This is a genomic window from Pseudomonas sp. NPDC087697 (genome assembly GCF_044743155.1).
Lineage (GTDB): Bacteria > Pseudomonadota > Gammaproteobacteria > Pseudomonadales > Pseudomonadaceae > Aquipseudomonas.
Genome location: NZ_JBIUVW010000001.1, coordinates 255208 through 278927 on the forward strand (window position 1 = coordinate 255208; position 23720 = coordinate 278927).

The 23720-nt window shown below is 59.0% G+C and carries 18 protein-coding genes; 7 read left to right on the top strand and 11 right to left on the bottom strand.

The features are described 5' to 3' along the window. The first annotated feature begins 171 nt into the window (after nt 1–171). The 5 genes from ACIPIN_RS01125 (at nt 172) to ACIPIN_RS01145 (ending at nt 5563) form a co-directional block, all read left to right on the top strand. Nucleotides 172–1530, top strand: coding sequence for a glutamine synthetase family protein (locus ACIPIN_RS01125; protein ID WP_401114112.1), 1359 nt, complete (start codon nt 172–174; stop codon nt 1528–1530). A 184-nt stretch (nt 1531–1714) separates the two neighbouring features. Next, nucleotides 1715–2803 (top strand): polyamine ABC transporter substrate-binding protein, encoded by a 1089-nt coding sequence (locus ACIPIN_RS01130; protein WP_401114115.1) that lies wholly within the window; start codon nt 1715–1717, stop codon nt 2801–2803. After that, complete coding sequence (locus ACIPIN_RS01135) at nt 2800–4113, top strand: NAD(P)/FAD-dependent oxidoreductase (protein ID WP_401114118.1); 1314 nt, start codon at nt 2800–2802, stop codon at nt 4111–4113. The genes ACIPIN_RS01130 and ACIPIN_RS01135 overlap by 4 nt, the downstream gene beginning before the upstream one ends. Nucleotides 4114–4157: 44 nt before the next feature. Next, nucleotides 4158–4655, top strand: a complete 498-nt coding sequence (locus tag ACIPIN_RS01140) for a GNAT family N-acetyltransferase (RefSeq protein ID WP_401114121.1) — start codon at nt 4158–4160, stop codon at nt 4653–4655. Nucleotides 4656–4765: 110 nt separating this feature from the next. Continuing rightward, nucleotides 4766–5563: a DJ-1/PfpI family protein gene (locus ACIPIN_RS01145; RefSeq protein ID WP_401114124.1), complete on the top strand. Its 798-nt coding sequence runs from the start codon at nt 4766–4768 to the stop codon at nt 5561–5563. A 15-nt stretch (nt 5564–5578) separates the two neighbouring features. Here ACIPIN_RS01145 and ACIPIN_RS01150 read toward each other — a convergent pair whose 3' ends face one another. Both ACIPIN_RS01150 and ACIPIN_RS01155 read right to left on the bottom strand, forming a co-directional pair. After that, on the bottom strand, nt 5579–7843 hold the full coding sequence (locus tag ACIPIN_RS01150) for an ATP-dependent DNA helicase (RefSeq protein ID WP_401114126.1): 2265 nt from the start codon (nt 7841–7843) through the stop codon (nt 5579–5581). After that, nucleotides 7840–9492 (bottom strand): VRR-NUC domain-containing protein, encoded by a 1653-nt coding sequence (locus tag ACIPIN_RS01155; RefSeq protein WP_401114128.1) that lies wholly within the window; start codon nt 9490–9492, stop codon nt 7840–7842. Before ACIPIN_RS01155 ends, ACIPIN_RS01150 begins: the two co-directional genes overlap by 4 nt. 398 nt (nt 9493–9890) lie before the next feature. Here ACIPIN_RS01155 and ACIPIN_RS01160 point away from each other — a divergent pair, with 398 nt between their 5' ends. Further along, the gene (locus ACIPIN_RS01160; protein ID WP_401114130.1) at nt 9891–10115 is read left to right on the top strand and encodes a YgdI/YgdR family lipoprotein; all 225 of its coding nucleotides are present in this window, start codon (nt 9891–9893) and stop codon (nt 10113–10115) included. Between the two features lie 9 nt (nt 10116–10124). On the opposite strand, the gene ACIPIN_RS01165 is transcribed toward ACIPIN_RS01160, so the two are convergent. After that, entirely contained in the window at nt 10125–10511 is a 387-nt protein-coding gene (locus ACIPIN_RS01165; protein WP_401114132.1) for a hypothetical protein, read from the bottom strand. A gap of 306 nt (nt 10512–10817) precedes the next feature. Between ACIPIN_RS01165 and ACIPIN_RS01170 the strand changes: the two genes are divergently transcribed. Beyond that, entirely contained in the window at nt 10818–11240 is a 423-nt protein-coding gene (locus ACIPIN_RS01170) for a hypothetical protein (RefSeq protein WP_401114699.1), read from the top strand. Nucleotides 11241–11289: 49 nt separating this feature from the next. Here the strand turns inward: ACIPIN_RS01170 and ACIPIN_RS01175 are convergent, their stop codons facing one another. From ACIPIN_RS01175 to ACIPIN_RS01210, 8 genes are all read right to left on the bottom strand, one after another. After that, entirely contained in the window at nt 11290–13143 is a 1854-nt protein-coding gene (locus tag ACIPIN_RS01175; protein ID WP_401114134.1) for a polyurethanase, read from the bottom strand. Nucleotides 13144–13246: 103 nt separating this feature from the next. Next, the gene (locus tag ACIPIN_RS01180) at nt 13247–14941 is read right to left on the bottom strand and encodes a polyurethanase (protein ID WP_401114137.1); all 1695 of its coding nucleotides are present in this window, start codon (nt 14939–14941) and stop codon (nt 13247–13249) included. A 106-nt stretch (nt 14942–15047) separates the two neighbouring features. Then, nucleotides 15048–16412 (bottom strand): TolC family outer membrane protein, encoded by a 1365-nt coding sequence (locus ACIPIN_RS01185; protein ID WP_401114140.1) that lies wholly within the window; start codon nt 16410–16412, stop codon nt 15048–15050. 2 nt (nt 16413–16414) lie between these two features. After that, nucleotides 16415–17764: an HlyD family type I secretion periplasmic adaptor subunit gene (locus ACIPIN_RS01190; protein WP_401114143.1), complete on the bottom strand. Its 1350-nt coding sequence runs from the start codon at nt 17762–17764 to the stop codon at nt 16415–16417. Continuing rightward, nucleotides 17761–19539: a type I secretion system permease/ATPase gene (locus ACIPIN_RS01195; RefSeq protein ID WP_401114145.1), complete on the bottom strand. Its 1779-nt coding sequence runs from the start codon at nt 19537–19539 to the stop codon at nt 17761–17763. Before ACIPIN_RS01195 ends, ACIPIN_RS01190 begins: the two co-directional genes overlap by 4 nt. A gap of 217 nt (nt 19540–19756) precedes the next feature. Beyond that, nucleotides 19757–20143 carry an AprI/Inh family metalloprotease inhibitor gene (locus ACIPIN_RS01200; RefSeq protein WP_401114147.1) on the bottom strand — a complete coding sequence of 129 codons (387 nt, stop codon included), beginning with the start codon at nt 20141–20143 and terminating at the stop codon, nt 19757–19759. 146 nt (nt 20144–20289) lie between these two features. Further along, nucleotides 20290–21714 carry a serralysin family metalloprotease gene (locus ACIPIN_RS01205; protein WP_401114150.1) on the bottom strand — a complete coding sequence of 475 codons (1425 nt, stop codon included), beginning with the start codon at nt 21712–21714 and terminating at the stop codon, nt 20290–20292. Between the two features lie 292 nt (nt 21715–22006). Beyond that, nucleotides 22007–23110: a P1 family peptidase gene (locus ACIPIN_RS01210; protein ID WP_401114153.1), complete on the bottom strand. Its 1104-nt coding sequence runs from the start codon at nt 23108–23110 to the stop codon at nt 22007–22009. Nucleotides 23111–23720: the final 610 nt, after the last annotated feature.

Below are 23720 nucleotides of genomic sequence, written 5' to 3' on the forward strand. Positions count from 1 at the left end.
AATGACCTGTGCGCACTTTTTTGGTGCGTTCCGGTTCTGCTTAAAGTGGATAGATGGAACGAAACGCGTCGCCCAAGATAGTCGTCAACGCGCTACAGGGGAAGTCTCTCGCCGCTTGTACGGAATGCAGAGATCAACTCTGGCGCTGATAAAACCAACAACGAGGTCTTTATGAATGCCCCTTTCGATCAGCTGTCCTCATGGCTGAAAGAACACAAGATTACCGAAGTCGAATGCGTGGTCAGTGACCTGACCGGTATCGCTCGCGGCAAAATAGCGCCCACCAACAAGTTCCTGCATGAGCGAGGCATGCGCCTGCCGGAAAGTGTGCTGTTGCAAACGGTAACCGGGGACTTTGTCGACGACGACATTTATTACGACCTGCTCGACCCTGCCGATATCGACATGGTTTGCCGACCGGACTCTTCGGCGATTTACGTGGTGCCTTGGGCGATCGAGCCGACCGCCATCGTGATTCACGACACCTTCGACAAGCTCGGCAATCCGATCGAACTGTCGCCACGCAACGTGTTGAAAAAAGTCCTCAAGCTCTACGCCGACAAAGGCTGGCAGCCGATCGTGGCGCCGGAAATGGAGTTCTACCTGACCCAGCGCTGCGAAGATCCGGACTTGCCGCTCAAGGCGCCATTGGGTCGCTCGGGCCGCGCCGAAAGCGGTCGTCAGTCGTTCTCCATCGATGCGGCCAACGAATTTGATCCGCTGTTCGAAGACGTCTACGACTGGTGCGAACTGCAAGGACTAGACCTCGACACGCTGATCCACGAAGACGGCCCGGCACAGATGGAAATCAACTTCCGTCACGGCGATGCGCTGGATCTGGCCGACCAGATCACCGTGTTCAAGCGCACCCTGCGCGAAGCGGCGCTCAAGCACAACGTCACCGCCACCTTCATGGCCAAGCCGATCGGCGACGAACCGGGCAGCGCCATGCACCTGCACCAGAGCGTGGTGGACATCGCCACCGGCAAGCCGATCTTCGCCACAGACGACGGCCAGATGAGCGAGCTGTTCCTGCACCACATCGGCGGTCTGCAAAAGTACATTCCGAAACTGCTGCCGATGTTCGCGCCCAACGTCAACTCGTTCCGCCGCTTCCTGCCGGACACCTCGGCACCGGTCAACGTCGAATGGGGCGAAGAAAACCGCACCGTCGGCCTGCGCGTACCGACCTCCAGTCCCGAGGCCATGCGCGTGGAAAACCGTCTGCCGGGCGCCGATGCCAACCCGTACCTGGCCATTGCCGCGAGCCTGTTGTGCGGTTATCTCGGCATGATCGAACGCATCGATCCGAGCGCGCCGGTGCAGGGCCGCGCGTATGAACGTCGCAACCTGCGCCTGCCGATCACCATCGAGGATGCGCTGGCGCACATGGAAGATTGCCCGACCATCGAACGCTATCTGGGGACAAAGTTCGTCCGCGGCTACGTCGCGGTCAAACGTGCCGAACACGAAAACTTCAAGCGGGTGATCAGTTCCTGGGAGCGGGAGTTCCTGTTGCTGAGTGTTTGATCTCTATCAATTGAAACACTAACCCTGTGGGAGCGAGCTTGCTCGCGATGGCGGTAGTTCAGTCAGCATTGATGTTGAATGTAATGCCGCTATCGCGAGCAAGCTCGCTCCCACAGGTATTGCGCTTGACTGAAAAGCTCCGACCAAACACACATCGAAAACAATCATTCAAAGAGGTGTCGAAATGCGTCTATTGAAATCAGTTGTTCCCGCAGCGCTTGCGCTGTTGTGCAGTGTCGGCGCGCAAGCGCAGCCGAGCGTCAGTGTGTACAACTGGACCGACTATATCGGTACTACCACCCTCGCCGACTTCCAGGCGAAAACCGGTATCAAGGTCATCTACGACGTATTCGACTCCAACGAAACCCTGGAAGGCAAACTGCTCGCCGGGCGTACCGGGTATGACGTGGTGGTGCCTTCCAACCATTTCCTGGCGCGTCAGGTGAAAGCCGGGGCGTTCCTCAAACTGGACCGCTCGCAGCTGCCCAACTGGAAAAACCTCGACCCTAAATTGCTGACGCTGCTGGAGAAGAACGATCCGGGTAACGAGCACTCGGTGCCATACCTGTGGGGCACCAACGGCATCGGCTACAACGTCGACAAGATCAAGCAAGTGCTGGGCATCGATCACATCGACTCCTGGGCCGTGCTGTTCGAACCGGAAAACCTGAAAAAGCTTACCCAATGCGGCGTGTCGATGATGGACTCGGCGGATGAAGTATTCCCGGCGGTGCTCAACTACATGGGCATGGACCCGCGCAGCTCGAATGTCGAAGACTACAAAAAAGCCGAAGCCAAGCTGCTGACGCTGCGCCCGTACATCACCTATTTCCACTCCTCCAAGTACGTGTCGGATCTGGCCAACGGCGACATCTGCATCGCGTTCGGCTATTCGGGGGACGTGTTCCAGGCAGCGAACCGCGCCAAGGAAGCGAAGAACGGCGTGAACATCGCCTATGCGATCCCCAAGGAAGGCAGCAACCTGTGGTTCGACTTGCTCGCCGTGCCCGCTGATGCCGGCAACGCCAAGCAAGCCCACGAATTTATTAACTACCTGCTTGAGCCGGAGGTGATCGCCAAAGTCAGCGCCACCGTCGGTTACGCCAACCCTAACCCTGCGGCCAAGCAGTTCATGGACGCCGAGTTGGTGAACAATCCAGAGGTTTATCCTTCCCAGGCGGTGCTGGACAAGCTGTACATCTCGACCACACCGACACCGGAGATCATGCGTCTGATGACCCGTTCCTGGAGCAAAGTGAAGTCCAACAAATGAATCAGGCAGCAACTATGAACCCGGCGGCGGAACACGCCCGCTCCTACTACAACGCCTCTGCCAATGCGATGGTGCAACACCCGACGCTGACGTCGGATCTGGAAGCTGACGTCTGTGTGATCGGCGGCGGCTTTACCGGCGTCAACACCGCCATTGAACTGGCCCAGCGCGGGCTCTCGGTGATCCTGCTGGAGGCGCGACGGATCGGCTGGGGTGCCAGCGGCCGTAATGGCGGACAGTTGATCCGCGGCATTGGTCATGACGTTTCGGGCTTTGCCCGTTACGTCGGCCAGGAGGGCGTGCGCTATCTGGAGCGTGCCGGCATCGAATCGGTCGAGGTGGTGGGCAATCGCATCCACGAGCACGGCATCGACTGCGACCTGCGCTGGGGTTTTTGCGAACTGGCCAATACCCCCGCGCAGTTCGCCGCGTTTCAGGTTGAACAGCAAACCCTGAACGCACAGGGCTATGCCCACGAAACCCGCCTCGTCAGACCCGAAGACATGCGGCAAGTGGTGAACTCCGGTGTTTACGCGGGCGGTCTGGTGGACATGGGGTCAGGCCATCTGCACCCACTCAATCTGGTACTCGGCGAGGCTCGGGTCGCCGAGTCGCTGGGGGTGCGGATCTTCGAGCAAAGTCCGGTACTGGAGATCATCCATGGCAGCACCGTGAAGGTTCGTTGCGCGAGCGGATCGGTGCGCGCCGGGAGTCTGGTGCTGGCCTGCAACGCACATCTGGAGGAACTTGAGCCAAAGCTCAGCGGCAAGGTGCTGCCGGCGGGCAGCTACATCATCGCCACCGAGCCGTTATCGGCGCAGGCTGCCGCCGAGTTGATCCCGCAGAACCTGGCGCTGTGCGATCAGAAGGTCGGTCTCGACTACTACCGACTGTCAGCGGACCGGCGCTTGCTGTTCGGTGGCGCCTGCCACTATTCGGGGCGCGATCCAGCGGATATCACTGCCTACATGCGCCCGCAAATGCTCAAGGTGTTCCCGCAACTGGCCAACGTGCGCATCGACTATCAATGGGGCGGCCGGATTGGCATTTCTGCCAACCGCTTCCCTCAGGTCGGGCGTTTGCCAGCGCACCCGAATGTGTTTTACGCCCAGGGTTATTCGGGGCATGGCCTTAACGTCACGCACTGGACTGCGCGCTTGCTGGGCGAGGCGATTCACGCCGGGCACAGCCAGGGCATGGATGTATTCAGCGCCGTGCCGCACATTACCTTTCCAGGTGGACGCGCCTTGCGCACGCCGCTCCTGGCATTGGGCATGTTGTGGTATCGCCTGCGTGAAATGCTTGGCTGAGGCACCTGGTCTTTACTTCAGTAATGACTGAGGAGCTTCGCGCAATGGCCATGATCGAACTGCACCGCGCACAACGGGACGAACTGGACTGCATCGAAAACCTGATGCAGTTCTACATGTACGACTTCAGCGAATGGCTGCCGTTGAAGTTTGGCGCGCACGGATTCTTCACCATCCAGCCGATGCTCGACTACTGGAGAAAGCCTGCGACGCAGCCGTTTCTGATCAAGGTTGACGGGGACATCGCCGGGTTCGTGACGGTTGACGACGCGGTTCGTCTTGAGGACGTGCAGTACAACATCGGCTACTTTTTCGTCAGCCGCCGCTATCGAGGTCGCGGCGTCGGGAAGTTTGTGGTGTCTGCCCTGCTCAAGCAGCTTCCCGGTCAGTGGCAGATTTTTCATATCGACGCCAATCAGCCGGCGCAGGCGTTCTGGGCCAAAGTCATCCCGGAGCTGACCCAGGGCGAGTTCACTCGCCACCCACTACTCGTCGACGGATACCCGTGCACGCTGTTCAAGTTTCAGTTCATGCCGTCTTAAGCCCCCTTCGTGCATCGAATGATGCTGGCAATGGCTGGCGTACTCCTGACACTGCGTCCAGACTCTGGTCAATAGCCGATCCCCCGCGCTGACGTCTCGAGGCCCTGTGTATGCTGCTTTTCCTGTTACCTCAGGCTGACTACGACCCCACTGAAAGCAGCGTGCCCTGGCAGGCGTTACACGACGCCGGGATCGAGGTGCGGTTTGCGACACCGCAAGGTTTGCCGGCGTATGCCGACGCGCGACTGGTGGACATCGGTTTCGGTCCGTTGAATTCGCTGCTGATGACCCGCAAAGAAGATCTTCAGCACTACGCGGCCATGACCGCCGACGAGAGTTTCAGGTCGCCCATGGCCTACGCAGGGGTAGACCCCGAGCAGTTCGAGGGGCTGGTAATCCCGGGCGGCCATGCCAAGGGCATGCGCAGCTTGCTGGAATCCGAAGACGCCCGGCGGATTGTCCGGCACTTCTTTGATACACAGAAACCGGTCGCGGCGGTCTGCCATGGCGTATTGCTGCTGGCCCGCACGCTGGATGCCGACAACGTGTTTTCGGTGCTGCACGGCCGCAAGGTGACCGCATTGCTGGCCAACACCATGGAGCTGCCAGCCTGGTGGGTTACTGCACCGTGGCTCGGCCGTTACTACCGCACATACCCGCAAACGGTACAGGCCGAAGTCACTGCGGCATTGGCCAGCCCTCATGACTTCTTGCCGGGGCCGCGATTCGCGCAACGTGATTCAGTAGAAAACCCGCAACGCGGGTTTATCGTGCGCGACGGCAACCTGCTGACCGCACGCTGGCCGGGCGACTGCCACCGTTTTGCGGCAGAGCTGGTCAGCATGCTGCGCCAGACACGCGGTGTTCAGACCCAGCGCCGGGCTGACTGGAAAGTCGGCATGCATTGACGGCTGCGGGGCGTCTCACGCGCGCCCGCTGACCGACCACCAACGCGGCAGCAACTGCTGAACCTTGCTTTCGCCAAAGCGGTCATCGATCAGCATCACGATGCCTTGATCCTGTTGGGTACGAATCACCCGTCCGGCGGCTTGCACCACCTTCTGCACACCGGGAAACAGATAGGCGTAGTCGTAACCCGCGCCGAAGATCGCGGCCATGCGCTGTTTCAGCTGCTCGTTGACCGGGTTCAGTTGCGCCAGCCCCAGGGTCGCGATAAAAGCGCCGATCAGCCGTGAACCCGGCAAGTCGATGCCTTCACCAAACGCCCCGCCCAATACCGCAAAGCCGATGCCCTTGCTAGCTGGCGTGAACTGTTCAAGAAATTCCTGACGCCGGGCTTCGTCCATGCCACGTGACTGCGACCACTGGTTGATCTGCGGCCAGGTCTCGGCGAACAACTGCGCCACTTGTTGCAGATAATCAAAGCTGCTGAAAAACGCCAGGTAATTGCCGGGACGCTCTGTGAACTGTCGGGCCATCAGTTCGACAATCGGCGCAAGCGAGGCCTGCCGGTGCACGAACCGCGTGGAGATCCGGCTGACGATGTGCACCTTGAGCTGCTCGGCACTGAACGGCGACTCGACGTCGACCCACACCGTGGTCACCGGCAACCCGAGCAGGTCGGCGTAATAGCGCTGCGGGCTCAAGGTCGCGGAAAACATCACCGTGCTGCGCGCCGCCGTCAGACGCGGGCGAATAAAGCCGGCCGGCACCACGTTACGCAGACATAGCTGCGACAGGCTGCGCGTGCTGCTGAGGTCGCGCTTGCTGATGTCGAACAGGAAATGCTCATCGAACAGTTCGGCTACCCGGCTGAATTGCAGCGCATCGAAATAAAAACTCTGCAATGCAGCGTCCAGCCCTTGCGGGTGATCGTTGAGGTAATCGCCGATGGCCGCCGTGCAGAGCGACAGCGCCTGCAATAATTTGTCCGGGGCCTTGGCGTAGGCCTGATAAGGGCTGAGCTGTGCTTTGTGCAGTGCGTTCCATTCACGGTTGACCCGCTGCAAGCTCTTTTTCAGAACCTCGGGAGCGCTTTTGCGCAGCGTATTCAAAGTGAACTGATCGAGGCTCGCGCTGTACATCTGCCGACCGCGCTCCACCAGGTTATGGGCCTCATCCACCAGCACCGCGACCTTCCATTGGTTGGCCTGGGCCAAACCGAACAACAACGCACTGAAGTCGAAATAGTAGTTGTAGTCGGCAACCACCACGTCAGCCCAACGGGCCATTTCCTGGCTCAGGTAATACGGACAGACCTGATGCTCCAAGGCAACCTGGCGCAGAGTTGCCTGATTGAGCAGCGTCACCCGGCTCGCCACCTCACGGGCCGCCGGCAAGCGATCGTAAAAGCCTTTCGCCAACGGACAGGATTCGCCGTGACAGGCTTTGTCCAGGTGCTCGCAGGCTTTGTCGCGAGCAATCATCTCAAGCACTCGCAACGGCAAGCCAGCGGCGCTGTCGACGATGACCTGGGTCGCATCCAGCGCCAATTTGCGCCCGGGAGTCTTGGCCGTGAGGAAGAACACTTTGTCCAGTTGCTGCGGTGCCAACGCCTTGAGCATCGGAAACAGCGTGCCCACCGTCTTGCCAATGCCGGTCGGTGCCTGGGCCATCAGGCAACGCCCGGTGCTGACCGCTTTGAACACCGATTCGGCAAGGTTACGTTGCCCCGGGCGAAAATCCGGGTACGCAAAGCGCAGCACCTGCGCGGCCTGATTGCGCGCTTCACGATGGGTCATTTCCTGCTCGGCCCAATACAGAAACAGCCCGCACTGCAGCGTGAAGAAACGCTCCAGCTCAACCGCGCTCCAGGTTTCGACCAGGCTGGTTTCCTTTTCGCTGACGATATCGAAATACACCAGCGCTAGCTTGATCTCGGCCAACTGGAGTTTCTGGCACATCAACCAGCCGTAGATTTTCGCCTGAGCCCAATGCAACTGGCGGTGGTTGGCCGGCATCCGCTCAAGTTCACCACGGTAGGTTTTGATTTCCTCAAGACGGTTCTGGCCGGGGTCATAACCGTCCGCCCTGCCCCTGACCGTCAACTGCCGATATTTGCCTTCGAGGGCGACTTCGTTTTGATAGGTCTCACTGCGCCGCGAAGCGACAGTACGATGGCCAACGATGCCTTCCAGGGCAGTCGGTGACGGCGTGAAGCGCAGGTCGAGATCACCGGACTTGGCGGTGAACTCACACAACGCACGCACCGCAACGCTGTAGCTCACGCCTCGAGCTCCGCCCATTGCACATAACAGACGGCGACAGGCATCTGATGCTCGTGGCAGAACTCCAGCCAGCGCAGTTGATTGTCTTGCAGGCGATCGCCCGGGCCTTTGACCTCGATCATCCGGTAGGTCTTGTGTTGCGGCCAGAACTGGATCAGGTCCGGCATTCCGGCGCGATTGGCCTTGATGTCCAGCAACAGTCGATTGAACCAGTGCTTGAGGTGTTCGGCCGGCAGACAGTCCAGCGCCTGCTCAAGCAGCTCTTCGGTCAGCACGCCCCAAAACACAAAGGGTGACTGCACACCCGATTTGGCGCGAAAACGCTGGCGGATGGTCTGCGCATAACGCCCATCGTCCAGCTCTGTCAGGCACGCCTGGAACAGATCGGCACGTCGTGAATGGAAGTCCTCGTTGAGCAGGTCCACCGGCCCGCGCTGGAACGGGTGAAAAAACGCCCCCGGCAACGGCGCAAAAATCGCCGGCCAGCAGAGCAATCCGAACAACGAGTTGATCAGGCTGTTTTCGACGTAATGCACTGGCGCTGCGGGTTCATCGAGATGCGCCTGAACGTAGAACTCGACCGACAGCGCCGGGTCGGCTCGCAACAGGCTCAGGTCCAGACGTTCAACTTCGCGTGCCTTGACCCGTGGCGCCGGCGGCCCGCCAAGCTTGCGCCGCAACCTGGGCAGCACCCGCAACAGCTGTTGTTGCTCGGCGGCGCTCTCCGGCGCGTGTTCGGCGTCGGTCGCCAACTCCAGCGCCAATGGATATTCAGCGCAACGTTCCAGCACCCGGATCAAGCGCAACCTGGCGCCCGGATACGCACATTCGCGGTAGATCGTTAGCGCTGCCGAGAAATCGGCGACTCGCTCGCAGTGTTGCCCGATCTGAAACAACAGCTTGGCGCGCCGCCGCTCAAGCCAGGGGTTGGCGGTTTGCAGTGCCTGGATCTGTTCGACTACCTGCGCCAGGGTTTCTCCGGCTTCAAAACGCAGCTGACAATCGTGCAGATAGAGAAACGCCTCGACGTCGTCACGACTGCGCAAGCCTCGGGACTCGGCGCAAAACTCGACTTTCTCATAGGTATAGATGCCAAGATCCGCCAGCACGAACTCCGACCAATCCTGATACAGATTGCCGAAGAACATCAGCCGCAGGCGATCGCACAGGTCCATGATGGTCAGGCTCAACAACCGGTCATCCAGCGTTGGGCACCAGGTTTTGAAGGCCAGCGGCTGGGTGAATTGCTCACTCAATACGGCCAGCCAGTCGGACTTTTTCGCTTTGGGTTGTTCGATGGCCGTGCTGAAACACTGAAGGATTTCCGGTTTGAGCAGCACCTCGAACAGCTCACCAATCGACAGCAGCGCCTGTTCGTTTACCCAGCAGAGGTTCAGCAAGGGTTCTACCGCGCTGGCGATTTCGCCAATTTCGGCGTAGTGCAACTTGCCGAGGCGAAAATGCAGCCCCTTGCGCATGACCATTCTGACCAGCAGTGCCTGAGACGCGCGCGGCAACTGGCCAAAATCAACGATAAATTGCTGCTCCTCCACGCTGAGCACATCGGCATAGCGTTGCTCAAGCCAGGCGAGCACTTGTTGGAAGTTGTTCAGGTAATAGAACGGATCTTCGAGCGGATTGACTGTCACAGATAGAAAGCGCCATGGCGAGCAGGTACTGGTTATGCGTACAGATATCAGCTGAGCCCCGGTGTTGGCAAACGGAAAGAGATAAGTGGCCATCACGCACCCCCCGTAGCAGCTGGCGGAGCCTGCGTTCGGCTGCGCAGCAGTCGTAAAATCAGACCATGCGGTCTTCCAGATCGACCGTGGAGGCAGGATTTACGAGCGCTGCGCACTCGAACGCAGCCTTCGGCAGCTGCTACGGATCGCGTTACGGCTTAACTGATCGTCATCAGCCGGTTTGGTGGCTTTTTCCGCCATAAACCGAACTTTCCCCGGATGAGTGACACCAAGGACGGTCAGTATCGAAATGACGCACCTGTGCGCCAAAACGATCTAGAGAGTTCTGAAAGAGAGGTTTGTCTATGAATATCCGCATTCTGAGCTTGCCCCTGGCCATCGTGGGCTTGCTGGCATTAGGCGGTTGCGCGTCACCAACGGTGGTGACATTGCAGAACGGCACTCAGTATTTGACCAAGGACATGCCGAAAACCAAGGGCACGGGAGGTTTCGTTGAGTTCGAGGACATTTCCGGAGCCAAAATCAAGGTCAAGGCGGACGACGTCGCCACCGTCCGCAAAGGGAACTGATCGAAAGCCTTAAGGCGTCTGCAGTGCAGGGTCCTGCCCCGTAATAGTGTCATCGCAGGAAATGACCTGCCCGCCGCGTTGCAGCATTTGCCCTCTGATCGTTTGGCAACGCTCGTAATCCCGAGCAGTCGCGTTGTCGATGCTGATGTTGCCGGTCACAGGCGGCTGCTTGCCGTCACCCAGGCTTAGTTTCACCCAGGGTTGTTCCGGCTGAATCTGAAAACGGCTTTTCTCGGGTTCAGGCTTGGTCTGTTCGACCTTTGCGGGTGCTGGCAGTTGATCGGCTGTTACGCCATATCGATTCAAAATCGAGCCATGAGGCAACTCCTCAGCCATCGCGCTCGCCGATAAAATCATCAGCGCTACTGCGACTGCCCGGCTCTTGCTGTTACTCACTGTATTCAATCTCCTGTTTTCAGTTCACCGCGCCTGGCGTCTGTGCTGCGCGCAGTAGTGCCACCTGGAAACGCATGGCGTGGCCGACGGTTTAATGCCATTGCAGAAAAAAACACCGAAGCACACGCAGAAAATTCTCTTTTACGCCTGGCTCACCGGAACATTGTGGCTATGCTTTTCAAAACCGACAGGCATTTTCCTGAGCCTGGGAACACGTTTTTGTCCGGTATTTGAGCCTTCCGTGTAGCGACAGGTCACCTTTTTCGATCACAAGGAATTATCAGCGTGCAGACCCTACAACGCCCATTGAGCGATAAGGACTTCGCGCTTCCCCTGCCCGGCTTCAAAGTTCTGGCGCTGGCCCTTGCGGTATTCGGGCTCGGTGCCTGCAGCAGTATCCACGCACACACCACCGAATACGCCGGAGGCCAGCACACAGCCGCCACGTCCCCGAACTCGGTGCAGATATTGCGTAGCGCGCCCACACGACCCTACACACGGTTGGGGGAAGTGATTCTGCACTCAAGCGAGCAGCCGGCTCCGCCCGTCAACGAGTTCGAGCAGAAACTGCGTGAAGAAGCGGCAAAAATCGGCGGCGATGCGGTGGTGGTGATCTACGACATGGTCCTGCCAATATCGGCTTACGTCAGCGCTCCGCTTCCGCTGAATCGGGATATCCACACCGAGCAGAGACGCAAGCTCAAAGGCATCGTGATTCACTATGAATAAACGCCGAAAAGCCCGGCACGAACCGAGGTTCGCGCCGGGCTTTTTAACGTCAGGCGATGACCACGCCTGAACTGGCCAGGTGATCGAGCCCAACCCCGACCAGCGTCACCGAGTCGCTGCCGAAGCTCAGCACCGTATCGGCGCCTACTGCTTTGGCGTGATCGTGCACGTCATAACTCTGGCCGACACCCTGAACGCCCATGAACACCAGTTTATCGCTGGCCTGGTAGCCGAGGATCCGGTCGTTGCCGAAGTGGCCGCTGAACAGGAAGGTATTGTTGCCACCTCCCGACTCCATCAGGTCATTTCCGGCACCGCCAACCAGCACGTTATTGCCTTTACCACCGATCAAATGGTCGTTGCCGTCCAGGCCAAACAACCACTCGCCACTCGCGTCGGCCTTGAGGATATTGTCGCCCGCCCCACCTTTGAGCGATGCCGCGTATTGAGTCAGGTGGTTCCCCGCGAGCAGGCCTTTGTCGGTGACGCTATGGGTCACGTCATCCTTGAACAAGCCCCAGAGGAACCCCGGCTCTTTGCTGGTGATGCTACCGATGTCGCGGGTGATACTGATCCCGCCGTACGCATCGCGCACGTACAGGGTGCCAGCACCGTCGTTGGCAAACTCGAAGTTTTTCACCGACTGCTGCAGGTCCAGGGTATTGCTGCCCTTGCCGCCCAGAATGATGTTGTAGCCGCCCGCATCCCTGAAGGTGTTGTTGCCATCGCCGCCCTCCAGATAGTCATTGCCTTTGCCACCCTGGATCAGATTGTCACCGTGACTGCCGATGATAAAGGTGCTGCCCTTGTGGGGCTCGGCGTTGCGGTTGAGGTCCTGAACCCAGGTAGTAGCGCGCGCAGGATCCGACAGGTTGGCGACGATGATCGTCGAGTCCTTGTTGGTCAGGTCGTAGAACTTCGACTCCAGTACCCGGGTCATGCCATCGCCATAACCGGTGGGCAGATGGGAAATCCAGGTGGGGACGTTGAGGATCGAAAACGGCAGCAGGTTCCAGGCGGCCGAAGCGTAATGGTCGTTGAAGCTTACGATGTTGTTGGTCGCCGAATCCTGATGGGCATCGTGCACGCCCACCGATGCCAGGTTGAACGTTGAACCGTCCAGGGCGCGGAATACCGGATCGTTTTCGTAACCGATGTTGAGCACTTTGTCGGTGCCGCTCTGGGTCGGTGACGCGTAGGCGACGTAGTTGGAATCCTTGTAGAAACCGTTCCAGTGATCGCCGCTCAGGTCCGCCAGGCTATTGACCGCCAGCCCGCCGAGGCTGTGGCCGCTGACCAGCACGTCCTTGCCGCTCAGACCATTGGCCGCAGCAAACTCAGCAACATTCTTGAGCAGTGAACCAAAGGCTTCGCCGACGTAGTTCTTGGCGTAATCCTTGGGACCCAACGCCGCCATCAGGTCGTTGATCACATCACCGATGGAGTCCGAAATCTGTATTTCACGGGGACCACTGGTGCCACGAAAGGCGATGCCGATTTCCGTGAGATGCCCTTGAGCGTCGTACTTGCCGAGGATCTCGACTTGAGCCGTGGTGTAACCGGCTTTCTCGCCGAAGAAAGTGCCTCGCGCATCGACCTTGCCGCCATAGCCTAACTGGCTGGCGGTGATCGGTGTCCAGCCAGCTTTCTGCACTGCATCCAGCGCGGCTTTTTCCGAATCGGGGTTCCACGGAATGCCGGGAATCACCCCTTGCGAGTCTGTGCCGCCGATCAGCGCGGTGACCAGCGTCGCCGGCAGTCCGAGACCGAAACCGTTGTGCTGATAGCCCGTGGCAAAGCCATTGTCGAGGTTGTGATAGGAATACAGCGTGATCGCCAGCGCATCGGCAAACAGCGCTTTTGAATCGGCTGAGTTGTGGTTTTTGTAGTCATAAACACCCATGGTATTGCCTCTCTCTTTGTTGAAATTGTCAGAGATAGCTCACGCAGCTGGAACGCCCCGCAGCGCAGGGCGTTCTATTTAGTGCAATGCCTGATGCTGCGGTTTAAACAAATACGATCCCCGCGCCTGACAGGTTGTCCAGGCCGACACCGACCAGCGTCACCGCGTAGTCGCCGACCTTGAGCAGCGTGTCATTACCCGATTGCGAAACATGCTGGCTGTAGTCATAGCCCTGCCCCGCGCCTTGAACCCCCATGAACACCAGTTTGTCGCTGCCCTGATAGCCGTTGATGGCGTCGAAGCCGAACGCGCCGCTGAACAGGAAAGTGTTGTGGCCACCGGAGGCATACATGACGTCATTGCCTTCGCCGCCCACGAACGTCACCTGGCTTTTGTCGCTGCGCAGCACGTCGTTGCCAGACAGTCCGAACAGCCAGTCACCGTCGGCGGTCGCCACCAGCGAATTGCCATAGGCATCGCCATTGAGCGAGTGGTTGTAGTGAGTCAGCTCGGTGCCGGCCAACAAGCCTTTGTCGGTGACGTTATAGGTAACGTCCTTGTTGAGCAGGCCCCACATGGTGCCCGACTCCTTGCTGACCAGCGCGCCGATGTCGCGGGTCATGCTGATGCCACCATAGCTGTCGCGCACATACAGCGTGCCGTCGCCATCGTTGGCAAAGGTGAAGTTCTTCAGCGGCTGTTGCAGTTCGAAGACGTTCTGCCCTTTGCCGCCGAGCAGGATGTTGTAGCCGCCGGCATCCCTGAAGGTGTCATTGCCGTCGCGGCCTTCAAGGAAGTCATTGCCCTTGCCGCCCCGCAGCAGGTCGTTGCTGTCGGTGCCGATGATGAAGGTGCTGCCCGTGTGCGTTTCACCACTGCGACCCAGGTCTTCGATCCAGGTGCTGGCGCGCAACGACTCCGACAACGTGGAAACGAGGATGGTCGAGTCCTTGCTGGTGAGATCGTAGAAACTCGAGCCGATCACCCGATTCAAGCCGTCGGCATAACCGAGAGAGCTGTGGGCCGCCCAGTGCTGCGGGTTGGCAATGCTGAAGGGTGTCATCTGGGTCGATGCGTAATGGTCGTTGAAGTTGACGATGTTGTTGGTCGCCGACTCCCGGGGCTTGTCGTGCTTGTACAGCGATGAACTGGTGAAGGTCGTACCATCGAGCACGCGAAACACCGGGTCGTTTTCGTAACCGATGTTCAACACATGGGTGCCCACCGAGCTTTGGGTCGGCGAGGCGAAGGTCACGTAGTTGGCGTCCTTGTAGTAACCGCCCCAGTGATCGGCACTCAATTCGGCCACGCTGTTGGCGCCCAGACCGCCCAGACTGTGGCCAGTGATCAGCACGTCCTTGGCGTTCAGGCCCTTGCTGCTGGCAAACGTGGCGACGTCCTTGAGCAAGGTGTCGAAGGCGCTTTTGGCGTAGTTCTTCGCATAATCCTTCGGGCCGATAGCGGCCAAAAGATTGTTCTTCATATCGCCATAGGTATCGCTATAACCCAGGCCACCAGTCCCGCGAAACGCGATACCGAGGGAGATCAGCTTGCCTGCGGCGTCGTACTTGGCCAACACCTCGGCTTCGGCGCTGGTGAAGCCATCCTGCTCGCCAAAGAACGTGCCCTGGGCACCGACCTTGCCCTGATAGCCCAATTGTCCGGCAGTGACCGGCGTCCAGCCGGAGGCCAATGGCTTGCCGGTCGGCGTGTAGGCGTACAGCGTCAATGCAATCGCATCGCTGTACAACGCCTTGCCGGCTTCGCTGCCGAACGTCCTGTAATCAAAAACACCCATTTTCTTGCCTCTTCATTTTTGCTGGTACGTGTAGCGGTTTTTCAGATCAGAACTGTCAGTCGAGGGTCAGCCCGACGCCGTGGGTCTTGTCATTTGAGCGAGACGTCTATCGGGTGGTCGTGCGCGGGCCAAAGGCTTCATCGACCTTGGCCAGGACCTCTTCACGCAAGTTGCCGGCGTAGTAATGCAACTTGGTCCAGGCCATCAAGTAGTCATAACGGGCCTGGGCCAGATCACGGCGCGTGGTGTAGAGCTGCTGTTCGGCGTTCAGCGCGTCGAGGTTGACCCGCTCGCCGCCGAGGATGCTTTGCCTGGTCGAGACCACCAGGGCTTCAGCTGACGTCAGGGCCTTTTGATAGGCGCGCAGCTTGCTGACACCCGACAGGCAGGCGCTGAACTGACGACGCAGTTCGATCAGGGTTTCGCGGGTTTTCGAGTCCAGGTCGTATTCGGCCTGCTCCATCGAGCGACTGGCCTGACGAGTCGATGCCGACACCCCGCCACCGGCATACAACGGCACGCTGATCTCGATGCCAATGGTGTTGGTGTCGTAACGCTGGTTGTAGGTGTTGCCGCTTTCCGATTCGTTCTTCCGCGCTGTCGCGTAGGCGCTGACCCTGGGCAGGTGCCCGGCGCGATTGCGTTCTACTTCGAACCGCGCCACTTCAACCGCCTGACGCTGGGAGGCCAGGTTCGGGTTGTTGCTCAGTGCGAGTTCATGCCAGGTGTCGAAATTGGCCGGTTGCAAGGTGAATGACTGAAAGGAATCGCTCAAAGGCTCAAGGTCCTTGATATCAATATCCCGCGTGCCGATCAGCGCTCCCAGCTCACGCAAGGAAGCGTCTTGCTCATCGCGAGCCTCGATCTCTTCGGCAGTGGCCAGTTCGTAACGCGATTCCGCTTCGAGAATATCGGTGCGGGTGCCCTCGCCCTGCCGGAACATCTGTTCGTTCTGCTGGAACTGCTGTTCGAAGGCTTTTTTCTTCGCTTGCGCGATGTCGATCTGATCCTGGGCGAACAGGGCCTGGGTGTAATAGGTCAGCACCCGCAGCAGCAGTTCCTGGCTCTTGCCGCGAAAGTTTTCATCGGCGAACAACGATTGCGCCACGCCTTTGCGATACGCCGCGTACGCCTCGTAGTCGAACAACGGTTGTTGCAGGGTGAAAGTCGAACCGTAGCTGTTGTAGTTGCGGTCGTCGGTCTGGTTGCGACGCCTTTCGTCCAGCGACGTTGCCTTGGAGTTGTTGCGGCCCTTGTTGTAGTTGTAACCCAGTTTCGGCAGCAAACCGGCGCGGCCAATCGCGCGGTTTTCCAGGCCCGCGTCACGTTCCTTGATCGCGCCGAGGAATATCGGATCGTTGCGCAGTGCCTGTTCGTAAACCTCAAATGGCCCCATGGCGTGAACGTTGGTGCAGACCAGCAATGCGATAGCGGTCCCGAGAATGGAAAGCTTGCTCATACGACGGGACATCCTTATTCCTCGGTCAATGCGGAGCCTGCCCGGTCGAGCAGAGGTTTGAACAGATAGTTGAGGAGTGAGCGTTCACCGGTGCGCACAAACATTTCTGCCGGCATGCCCGGCTTGATCACCAGCCCGTTGAGTTTCTCCATGGCCACATCGCTGACGCTGCTGCGCAGCACGTAGTACGGCACGCCGGTTTTCTCGTCGACCATCTGGTCGGCTGAAATCAGGCTGACTTCGCCAGATACACGCGGAGTTTTGCTCTGGTTGAACGCTGTGAACAGGATGTCCACCGGCAAGTGGCTGCCGACCTTGTCGATCAGGTTCACCGGCAGGTGACCTTCCACCTCCAGGCGCGTGCCTTGGGGCACGATCTCCAGCAAGGTTTCACCGGGGCGAACCACCGCACCTTCGGTGTGCACGCCAAGGTTGACCGCAATGCCGTCGGCCGGCGCGACGATTTCACTCTGTTGCAGATTAAAACCGGCCGAGGTCAGTTGCTGCTCCAGGGTCAGGCTTTTGAGCTGTGCGTCCGCCAACTGGCTGCGCACCTCTTTCTGGTACTCCTCGCTGTGCTGTTGCAGCTTCAAGCGCGTTTCAAGAATGCCCTGCTCTACTCGCCCGCTTTCGCCGCTGTTCTGCGCCAACTGCTGTTGTACCTGCGAGAGCTGACGCTGGAACTCCATCAGCCGGTTGCGCGGGATGTAACCGTTGTCGGCCAAGGGTTGCAGATTGGTCAGTTGCTGACGCAAGGATTCCGCCTGCGCGGTCAGGTCGGTGCGCGCCCGGCGCATCCCGGCCAATTGCGCGGTGGCGCCTTCGATGTTGGCGCGCAGCCCGGCCTGTTCACGGTCAAAGGCTTCGCGGCGGCTGCTGAAGAGTTGCCGCTGGCCTTCCAGCACCAACGCCAGACGCGGATCGGGGTCGTTGCTCAGTTCGGCCGGGAAACTCACCTGCTTGAGGTTGTCGCGCTCGCTCTGCCAACGCGCCAGGCTGGCCCAGGCCATGCGGTATTGGGCTTGCAAGGATTGCACGTCCGCTTCGACCTGTGTCTGGTCGAGGCGAAACAGCGGCTGGCCTTGCTTCACCGCCTCGCCTTCACGCACCAGAATCCGGCTGAGCACACCGCCACTCATCGATTGCACAGCCTTGCGCTTGCCGGACACCACTACCGTGCCCTGCACCGGGATCCCCTGATCGAGAGGCGCCAGGCTGGCCCAGAGGAAAAAGCTGCCGGCACCGACCACTGCCAGTATCCAGCCCATGCGGGCAAAAAAGCCGGCGTCGCGCTCAGGACGCTCCGGCGCGTAACCTTGTTCGATTGTCATACCGCTGTCCTTGCTCATACGACTGATGCTCATACACCAGAGCTCCTTGTCGGGGCCTGGTACTGACGGCTCATGCTGAGCCCGGCCGGTGTGGCGGCGGCTTTTTCCCGTGGTTGTTCCTGTTGTGCGCCAGACAGCGCCTTGAGCACTTCCTGACTTGGCCCGAAGGCTTGCAGACGGCCTTCATTGAGCACCAGCAACTTGTCGGCCTGGGCCAGTGCCGAGGAACGGTGGGTCACCAGAATCACGCTAGTGCCCTGGGCTTTCATCTGTGCGATAGCACTGGCTAATGCCGCCTCGCCGACGGTGTCGAGGTTCGAGTTGGGCTCATCGAGCACCACCAGGCTTGGCCCGCCATACAAGGCTCGGGCCAGGGCCACGCGTTGTTTCTGTCCGCCAGACAGACCGCCACCATCCTCGCCCAGCACGGTGTCGTAACCCTGCGGCAGACGCAGAATCATCTCGTGCACGCCGGCTTGCTGCGCAGCCTCGACCACCTTCTGCGGGTCCGCTTCGCGAAAGCGCGCGATGTTTTCGGCGACACTGCCACTGAACAGTTCGATGTCCTGTGGCAGATAGCCGATGTAGGGACCGAGGTCGTCGCGGTTCCAGCGATGGATATCCGCGCCGTCCAGTCGCACGGTGCCGGCCAGGGTCGGCCAGACGCCCACCAGCACCCGCGCCAGGGTCGACTTGCCGGAGCCGGATGCACCGAGCACTCCCAGCACTTCGCCGGCCCCGAGGTGGAAATTGACCATCTGCAAGGTCGCCGTGCGTTGCCCCGGAGGGCCGGCGCTGACCTGTTCGAAGGTCACCTGGCCCTTGGGCGCGGGCAACTCCATGGCGCCGTCACTCGGCGGGAATTCCTGCAGCAAGGCATCCAGCCGCCGATACGCCAGCTTCGCCCCGCTCCATTGTTTCCAGACGGCAATCAACTGATCGATCGGGCTCAGCACCCGGCCCATCAGGATGGAGCCTGCGATCATCATCCCGGCGGTCATGTCGCCCTTGATCACCAGCAATGCGCCGAGCCCCAGTACCAACGATTGCAGGCACAGGCGCAGGGTTTTGCTCAAGGAGCTGATGACCGCACCGGTATCGCTGGCCTGATTCTGCAAGCCGAGAAAGCGCGAATGCACCTGGAACCAGCGTTTGCGCAGCGCGCCGAGCATGCCCATCGCCTGGATGGTCTCGGCGTTGTGCAGGTGACTGGTGGCCAGTTGCGTGGAACGTTGCGAGTAACCGCCAGCTTCACCCAAAGGCTTTTTGGTCATCGCCTCGTTGAGGAACGCCAAACCGATCAACAGCACCGCACCGACAGTCGCGAACACCCCAAGCCAGACGTTGAACAGATAGATCACGAACAGGTAGACCGGAAACCACGGTGCATCGAAGAACGCAAACAACGCAGGTCCCGTGACGAACTGGCGAATGTGGGTCAGGTCGCCCAACGACTGGCCGGCGTTACCTTCGCCCTTGAACAGGTTGCGCTCGAACGCGGCCTGATAAACCCGCAGATTGAAACGTCGCTCCAGTTGGCTGCCGATGCGAATCACGATGAAGCTACGCACAGTCTCCAGCAAACCGATAAACGCAAAGAAGCCCACCACCATCAGCGACAGCATCGCCAGAGTGGTTTCATTCTGCGACGAGAGTACCCGGTCATAGACCTGGAGCATGTAAATCGACGGCACTAACATCAGTACGTTAATCAGTGCGGTGAAACAGCCAACACTGAGCAGAATACTTTTATAGTCGCCCAGCGCCTTCAATAGCGGTGCAGTGGGAGTGGTCTTCGCCATTCTCATTGATCTTCCCTGAGCTGATAGCCCGTGCGGTAGTTCGACACGGTTCCAATAAACCGCCCCAACTCCGGTCGGGGCATGCTTTTAATAATGCAACTGACAGGCGAACGAACTCTATTTCATGACGAGATAGAGTTCAGGTTATTTACCTGTCAGCGAAAAAACTGTGGATGAATCCCTATATCCATTGCTGGAAAAGATTCGGCTTAGCGTTGTGCTCTTAGTCAGGAGCGCGTTGCAGAACAATCTGCGGATCGGAGTGTTTGGTACTTTGGTAGAGCCCTTCCTGCTGTCGGCCAAGATGAATAATTCTGGAACCTTCTTTACCGGTCAGCGATATACCGTCGGGTTCCGGGAACCAACCGATGGGTGTTTCACTCAGCCAGCCGGCGAGGCATTCAATATCGCCAGCCAATGTTTGATTCTGCTCAAGTTTCAGTGCACAGATGTTCTGTGGTGCAGACTTCAGGTAAATCTGCCACTGCCCGGCCAGTTCCGACGGGTCCGCTAATCTCAGGCTGCTTGCCATGGCTACATCTCCAGAAAACATTATCAGCGTGGCGATCAGCCAAGCCATTGCCCTGTAAGTAAAGGCGTTATGGGTCATAAGGTGTTTCGTTCCAGGTTGTAGCCTTTGCAGCCTCGCCTACCGCAGCGTTGCTGGCAAGGACAAAGGGCAGCGCATCGGCGCCACCCTCCGCTTTCCTTCACATCGTTTGCCCGCGAGTTCAACAGCGCGGACAAGCTACGCCTTTACGCCGCAATATCCGAGACCGCTGCCTGGCCAACGATGTTGACGAGGAAGTCAGCAAAGCCATGCCCGGAGAAGTCTACCGCCAGGGTGCTGTTGCCACCCGAGTTGGTCAGTACCGCATCGCCTGCCGCACCCGAGAAGGCATTCCCGAAGTGCAGGCCTGCGCCTTTGGTAATGGCTGTCAGGTCGATTTTGTCCAGACCACTGGTGAAGTCCATGATCTGATCGGCCGCACCTGGCTTGGAGTCCGAGCTTGCGGCATACACGAAGGTATCCGAGCCCGAACCACCCCAGAGTTTGTCCGCGCCACCGGCACCGTAGATGATGTCGTTGCCGGCACCGCCCTTGAGCACGTTGTTCGCGCTGTTACCAATCAGCAAGTCATTACCCGAGCCGCCAATGGCATTCTCGATGGTCACGCCCTTGGCAATGGAAACGTTGCCTACCAGGCCGCCAACGTCGGAGAACGAAGCCTCATTGAGGTTGATTTTCTGGTTTTGGGTGAAGCCAGAGAAGTCCAGGGTATCGTTACCGCCACCGTCCCACACCGAGAACACAAGCTTGTCCGACGAAGACGTCGCACTGAGGTAATCACGACCGGTGTTGGAGTTGAAACCGTAAGTGGTGTCATCGGCACGGGTACTGTAGTTGGCGCCATAGAGTTTCTGCACCGCAGCAATATCATCCATCAACGGACCAGACGAATAAGCCTCGACACCGCCCTTGCTGAAGTTCTGGTTGGTGTTGCTTTCACTCCAGTAACTCATGAGGCTGTAGCCGCGAGTGTCCTGGCCATAGGACGCGTCGTTGTAGGTCGGATTGCCGGTCCCGGCGTTGTAGTCGCCAGGGTGAGACAGACCGAGGGTATGCCCGATTTCGTGAGTCAGGGTCTGACGACCGTAGTTGTTCACGCCCGGGGTCTTGTTGACGTTGTAGCCACTGCCGGTCAGGTACCACGACTGGCCGTCATAGCCAGGTTCGCTGCCAGGCAGGAAAGCAAACGCGGCTGCACCTTCCTGGCCGCCGCTGTAGTTGCCGAAGGTCATGTGACCGTCGCCGCCCTTGGCTGCTTCCGTGAAGGTAACATTGGCCACATCGCTCCAGGATTGCATGGCGAGCACGGCCTGAGCCTTCTGCAAGGCACTGAACTGGCTGAAGCCAGTAACGCCCAGACCGCTGAAGTTCGACGTCTGGCCCGTCAGAAACGTGTAGGTCAGTTCGATCTTGCCGTTGCCGTTGAGATCGTGCCAGGAGTAACCGTCACGCAGCAGTTGATCCGCAGCCTGGTCTACCGAAAAGGAGGGTTTGCCATTGACCGTGAGATTGCCGCCACGGTCATACTGATGGCTAAAACTATCGATCTGCGACCAGGCGCTACTTGTGGCGGCCAGTGAGTCAATAGCGTTCACTTTTACTTTCGACATAAACACACTTCCTTGTTTAGCAATGGAACAGTTTTTGTCAGACAGCGACAATCTCTGGCGAGATCGTCCTATCACTCGCCCAATGAAGGCGAAAGAAAACTGACACAATTTGAAATCAGACGTCCACTACTTTTTTGACGTCAAATTGAACTGCTCCACAAAACTCCCGAAAACAATGACTGGCGGGGTCGAAATAATCTTTGTAGTTCAATCTCCACAGTGGATTGTCGGACAACGCTCTATTTAAATATTAAATAACAGTACAGTTGTATTTGATTACTGCGTTGCAGTTTTATATAGCCTTACGCCATCCAGTTGCACTCAACGCGTGCAGTAAATATTCGGATTTAAGTGCATCCACCTGACGACCGTCGTCGCTGCGCATATCCTCGCCCGCCAACAGCGCATTGATGATTGCCTCTTCCACCGCTTCGGCCGCGGCACTGAACAACGGCGAGATGTGATCGTTGTTGAGCATCTCCAGTGGCGTACTGAACGGCAGGTCCTTGCGCCCGTAGTCCGCCGGTGGCAGATCCTGATTACCGGTGGCGAAGGCCAGGAAAATATCACCGCTGGAATCCTCGGTACCGCCGCCGGTGCGGGCAATGCCGATCGACGCGCGTTGTGCCAGTCGCTGACATTGGTGCGGCAGCAACGGCGCATCGGTGGCCAGTATCACCACGATCGAACCCATGCCAGGAGTACCATGTTCGGCAAATGGCGAAGGGGTCTCCTGCAGCTGTCGGCCAACCGGGTAACCGTCGACTCGCAACTCGCGGCGCTTGCCATGATTGGCCTGCACCAACGCGCCAACGGTGTAGCCACCCTGCTCCGCAGGCAACTGGCGCGACGAGGTGCCGATGCCACCCTTGAACTCATGACAGATCATCCCGGTTCCGCCACCCACGGAGCCTTCGAGAACCGGCCCCGTTGTTGCGTTGTCGAAGGCTTCGCGGACATGGTGCGGGCCGACGTGCTGACCCCAGATATCGTTGAGGACGCCGTCGTAGGTTTCCATCACGGTCGGCATGCACCAGTAGACTGCCGGATCCGCCAGACTGTCGCGTTCCAGCGCTACCAGCGCATCACGAACAACACCGACGCTGTGGGTATTGGTAATCGCAATCGGCGTGGCCAGCAGACCCGCCTCGCGAATCCACTCCAGACCCGTGGCATCACCATTGCCGTTGAGCACATGACAACCGGCGAAACACGGTTGCAGTCGAGCATGGCCTGGACGAGGCTGAATCAGTGTCACGCCGGTCCTGACCTGCTTGCCGTTGACCGTATCTTTGAGGGTGCTGTGCCCGACCCGTACACCCGGTACATCGGTAATGGCATTCAACGGCCCCGGTGTTCCCAATCCCAGGCTGATGCCCAGCTCACGTGCGCGCATGATGTCTCCTTTGCGTATTGACTGCGCCGGTCTGAGCCGGCGAAAGAACGCCACTCTAGAGCGAGCGGACAGGAACGCCAATTACCCCGTTGGGGTATGCAAACTCCGATAACGCCGGCTACGCCAGCTGCTACAAAAACCACGGCGCACACAATTCTGTAGCAGTTGCCGAAGGCGGCGTTCGGCTGCGCAGCAGTCGTAAAACATGCGCTGCGGTACTTCAGGCTCACCGAGTCGTCCACATTGACGAGCGCTTCGCACTCGAACGCCGGCTGCGCCAGCTGCTACAAAAGCCACGGCGCACACACCCCCGTAGCAGTTGCTGAAGGCGACGTTCGGCTGCGCAGCAGTCGTAAAACCATACCCTGCGGTGCGTCAGATTCACCAAGCCGTCCACATTGACGAGCGCTTCGCACTCGAACGCCGGCTACGCCAGCTGCTACAAAAGCCACGGCGCATACATATCCGTAGCAGTTGCCGAAGGCGACGTTCGGCTGCGCAGCAGTCGTAAAACCATGCGCTGCGGTACTTCAGGCTCACCGAGTCGTCCACATTGACGAGCGCTTCGCACTCGAACGCCGGCTGCGCCAGCTGCTACAAAAGCCACGGC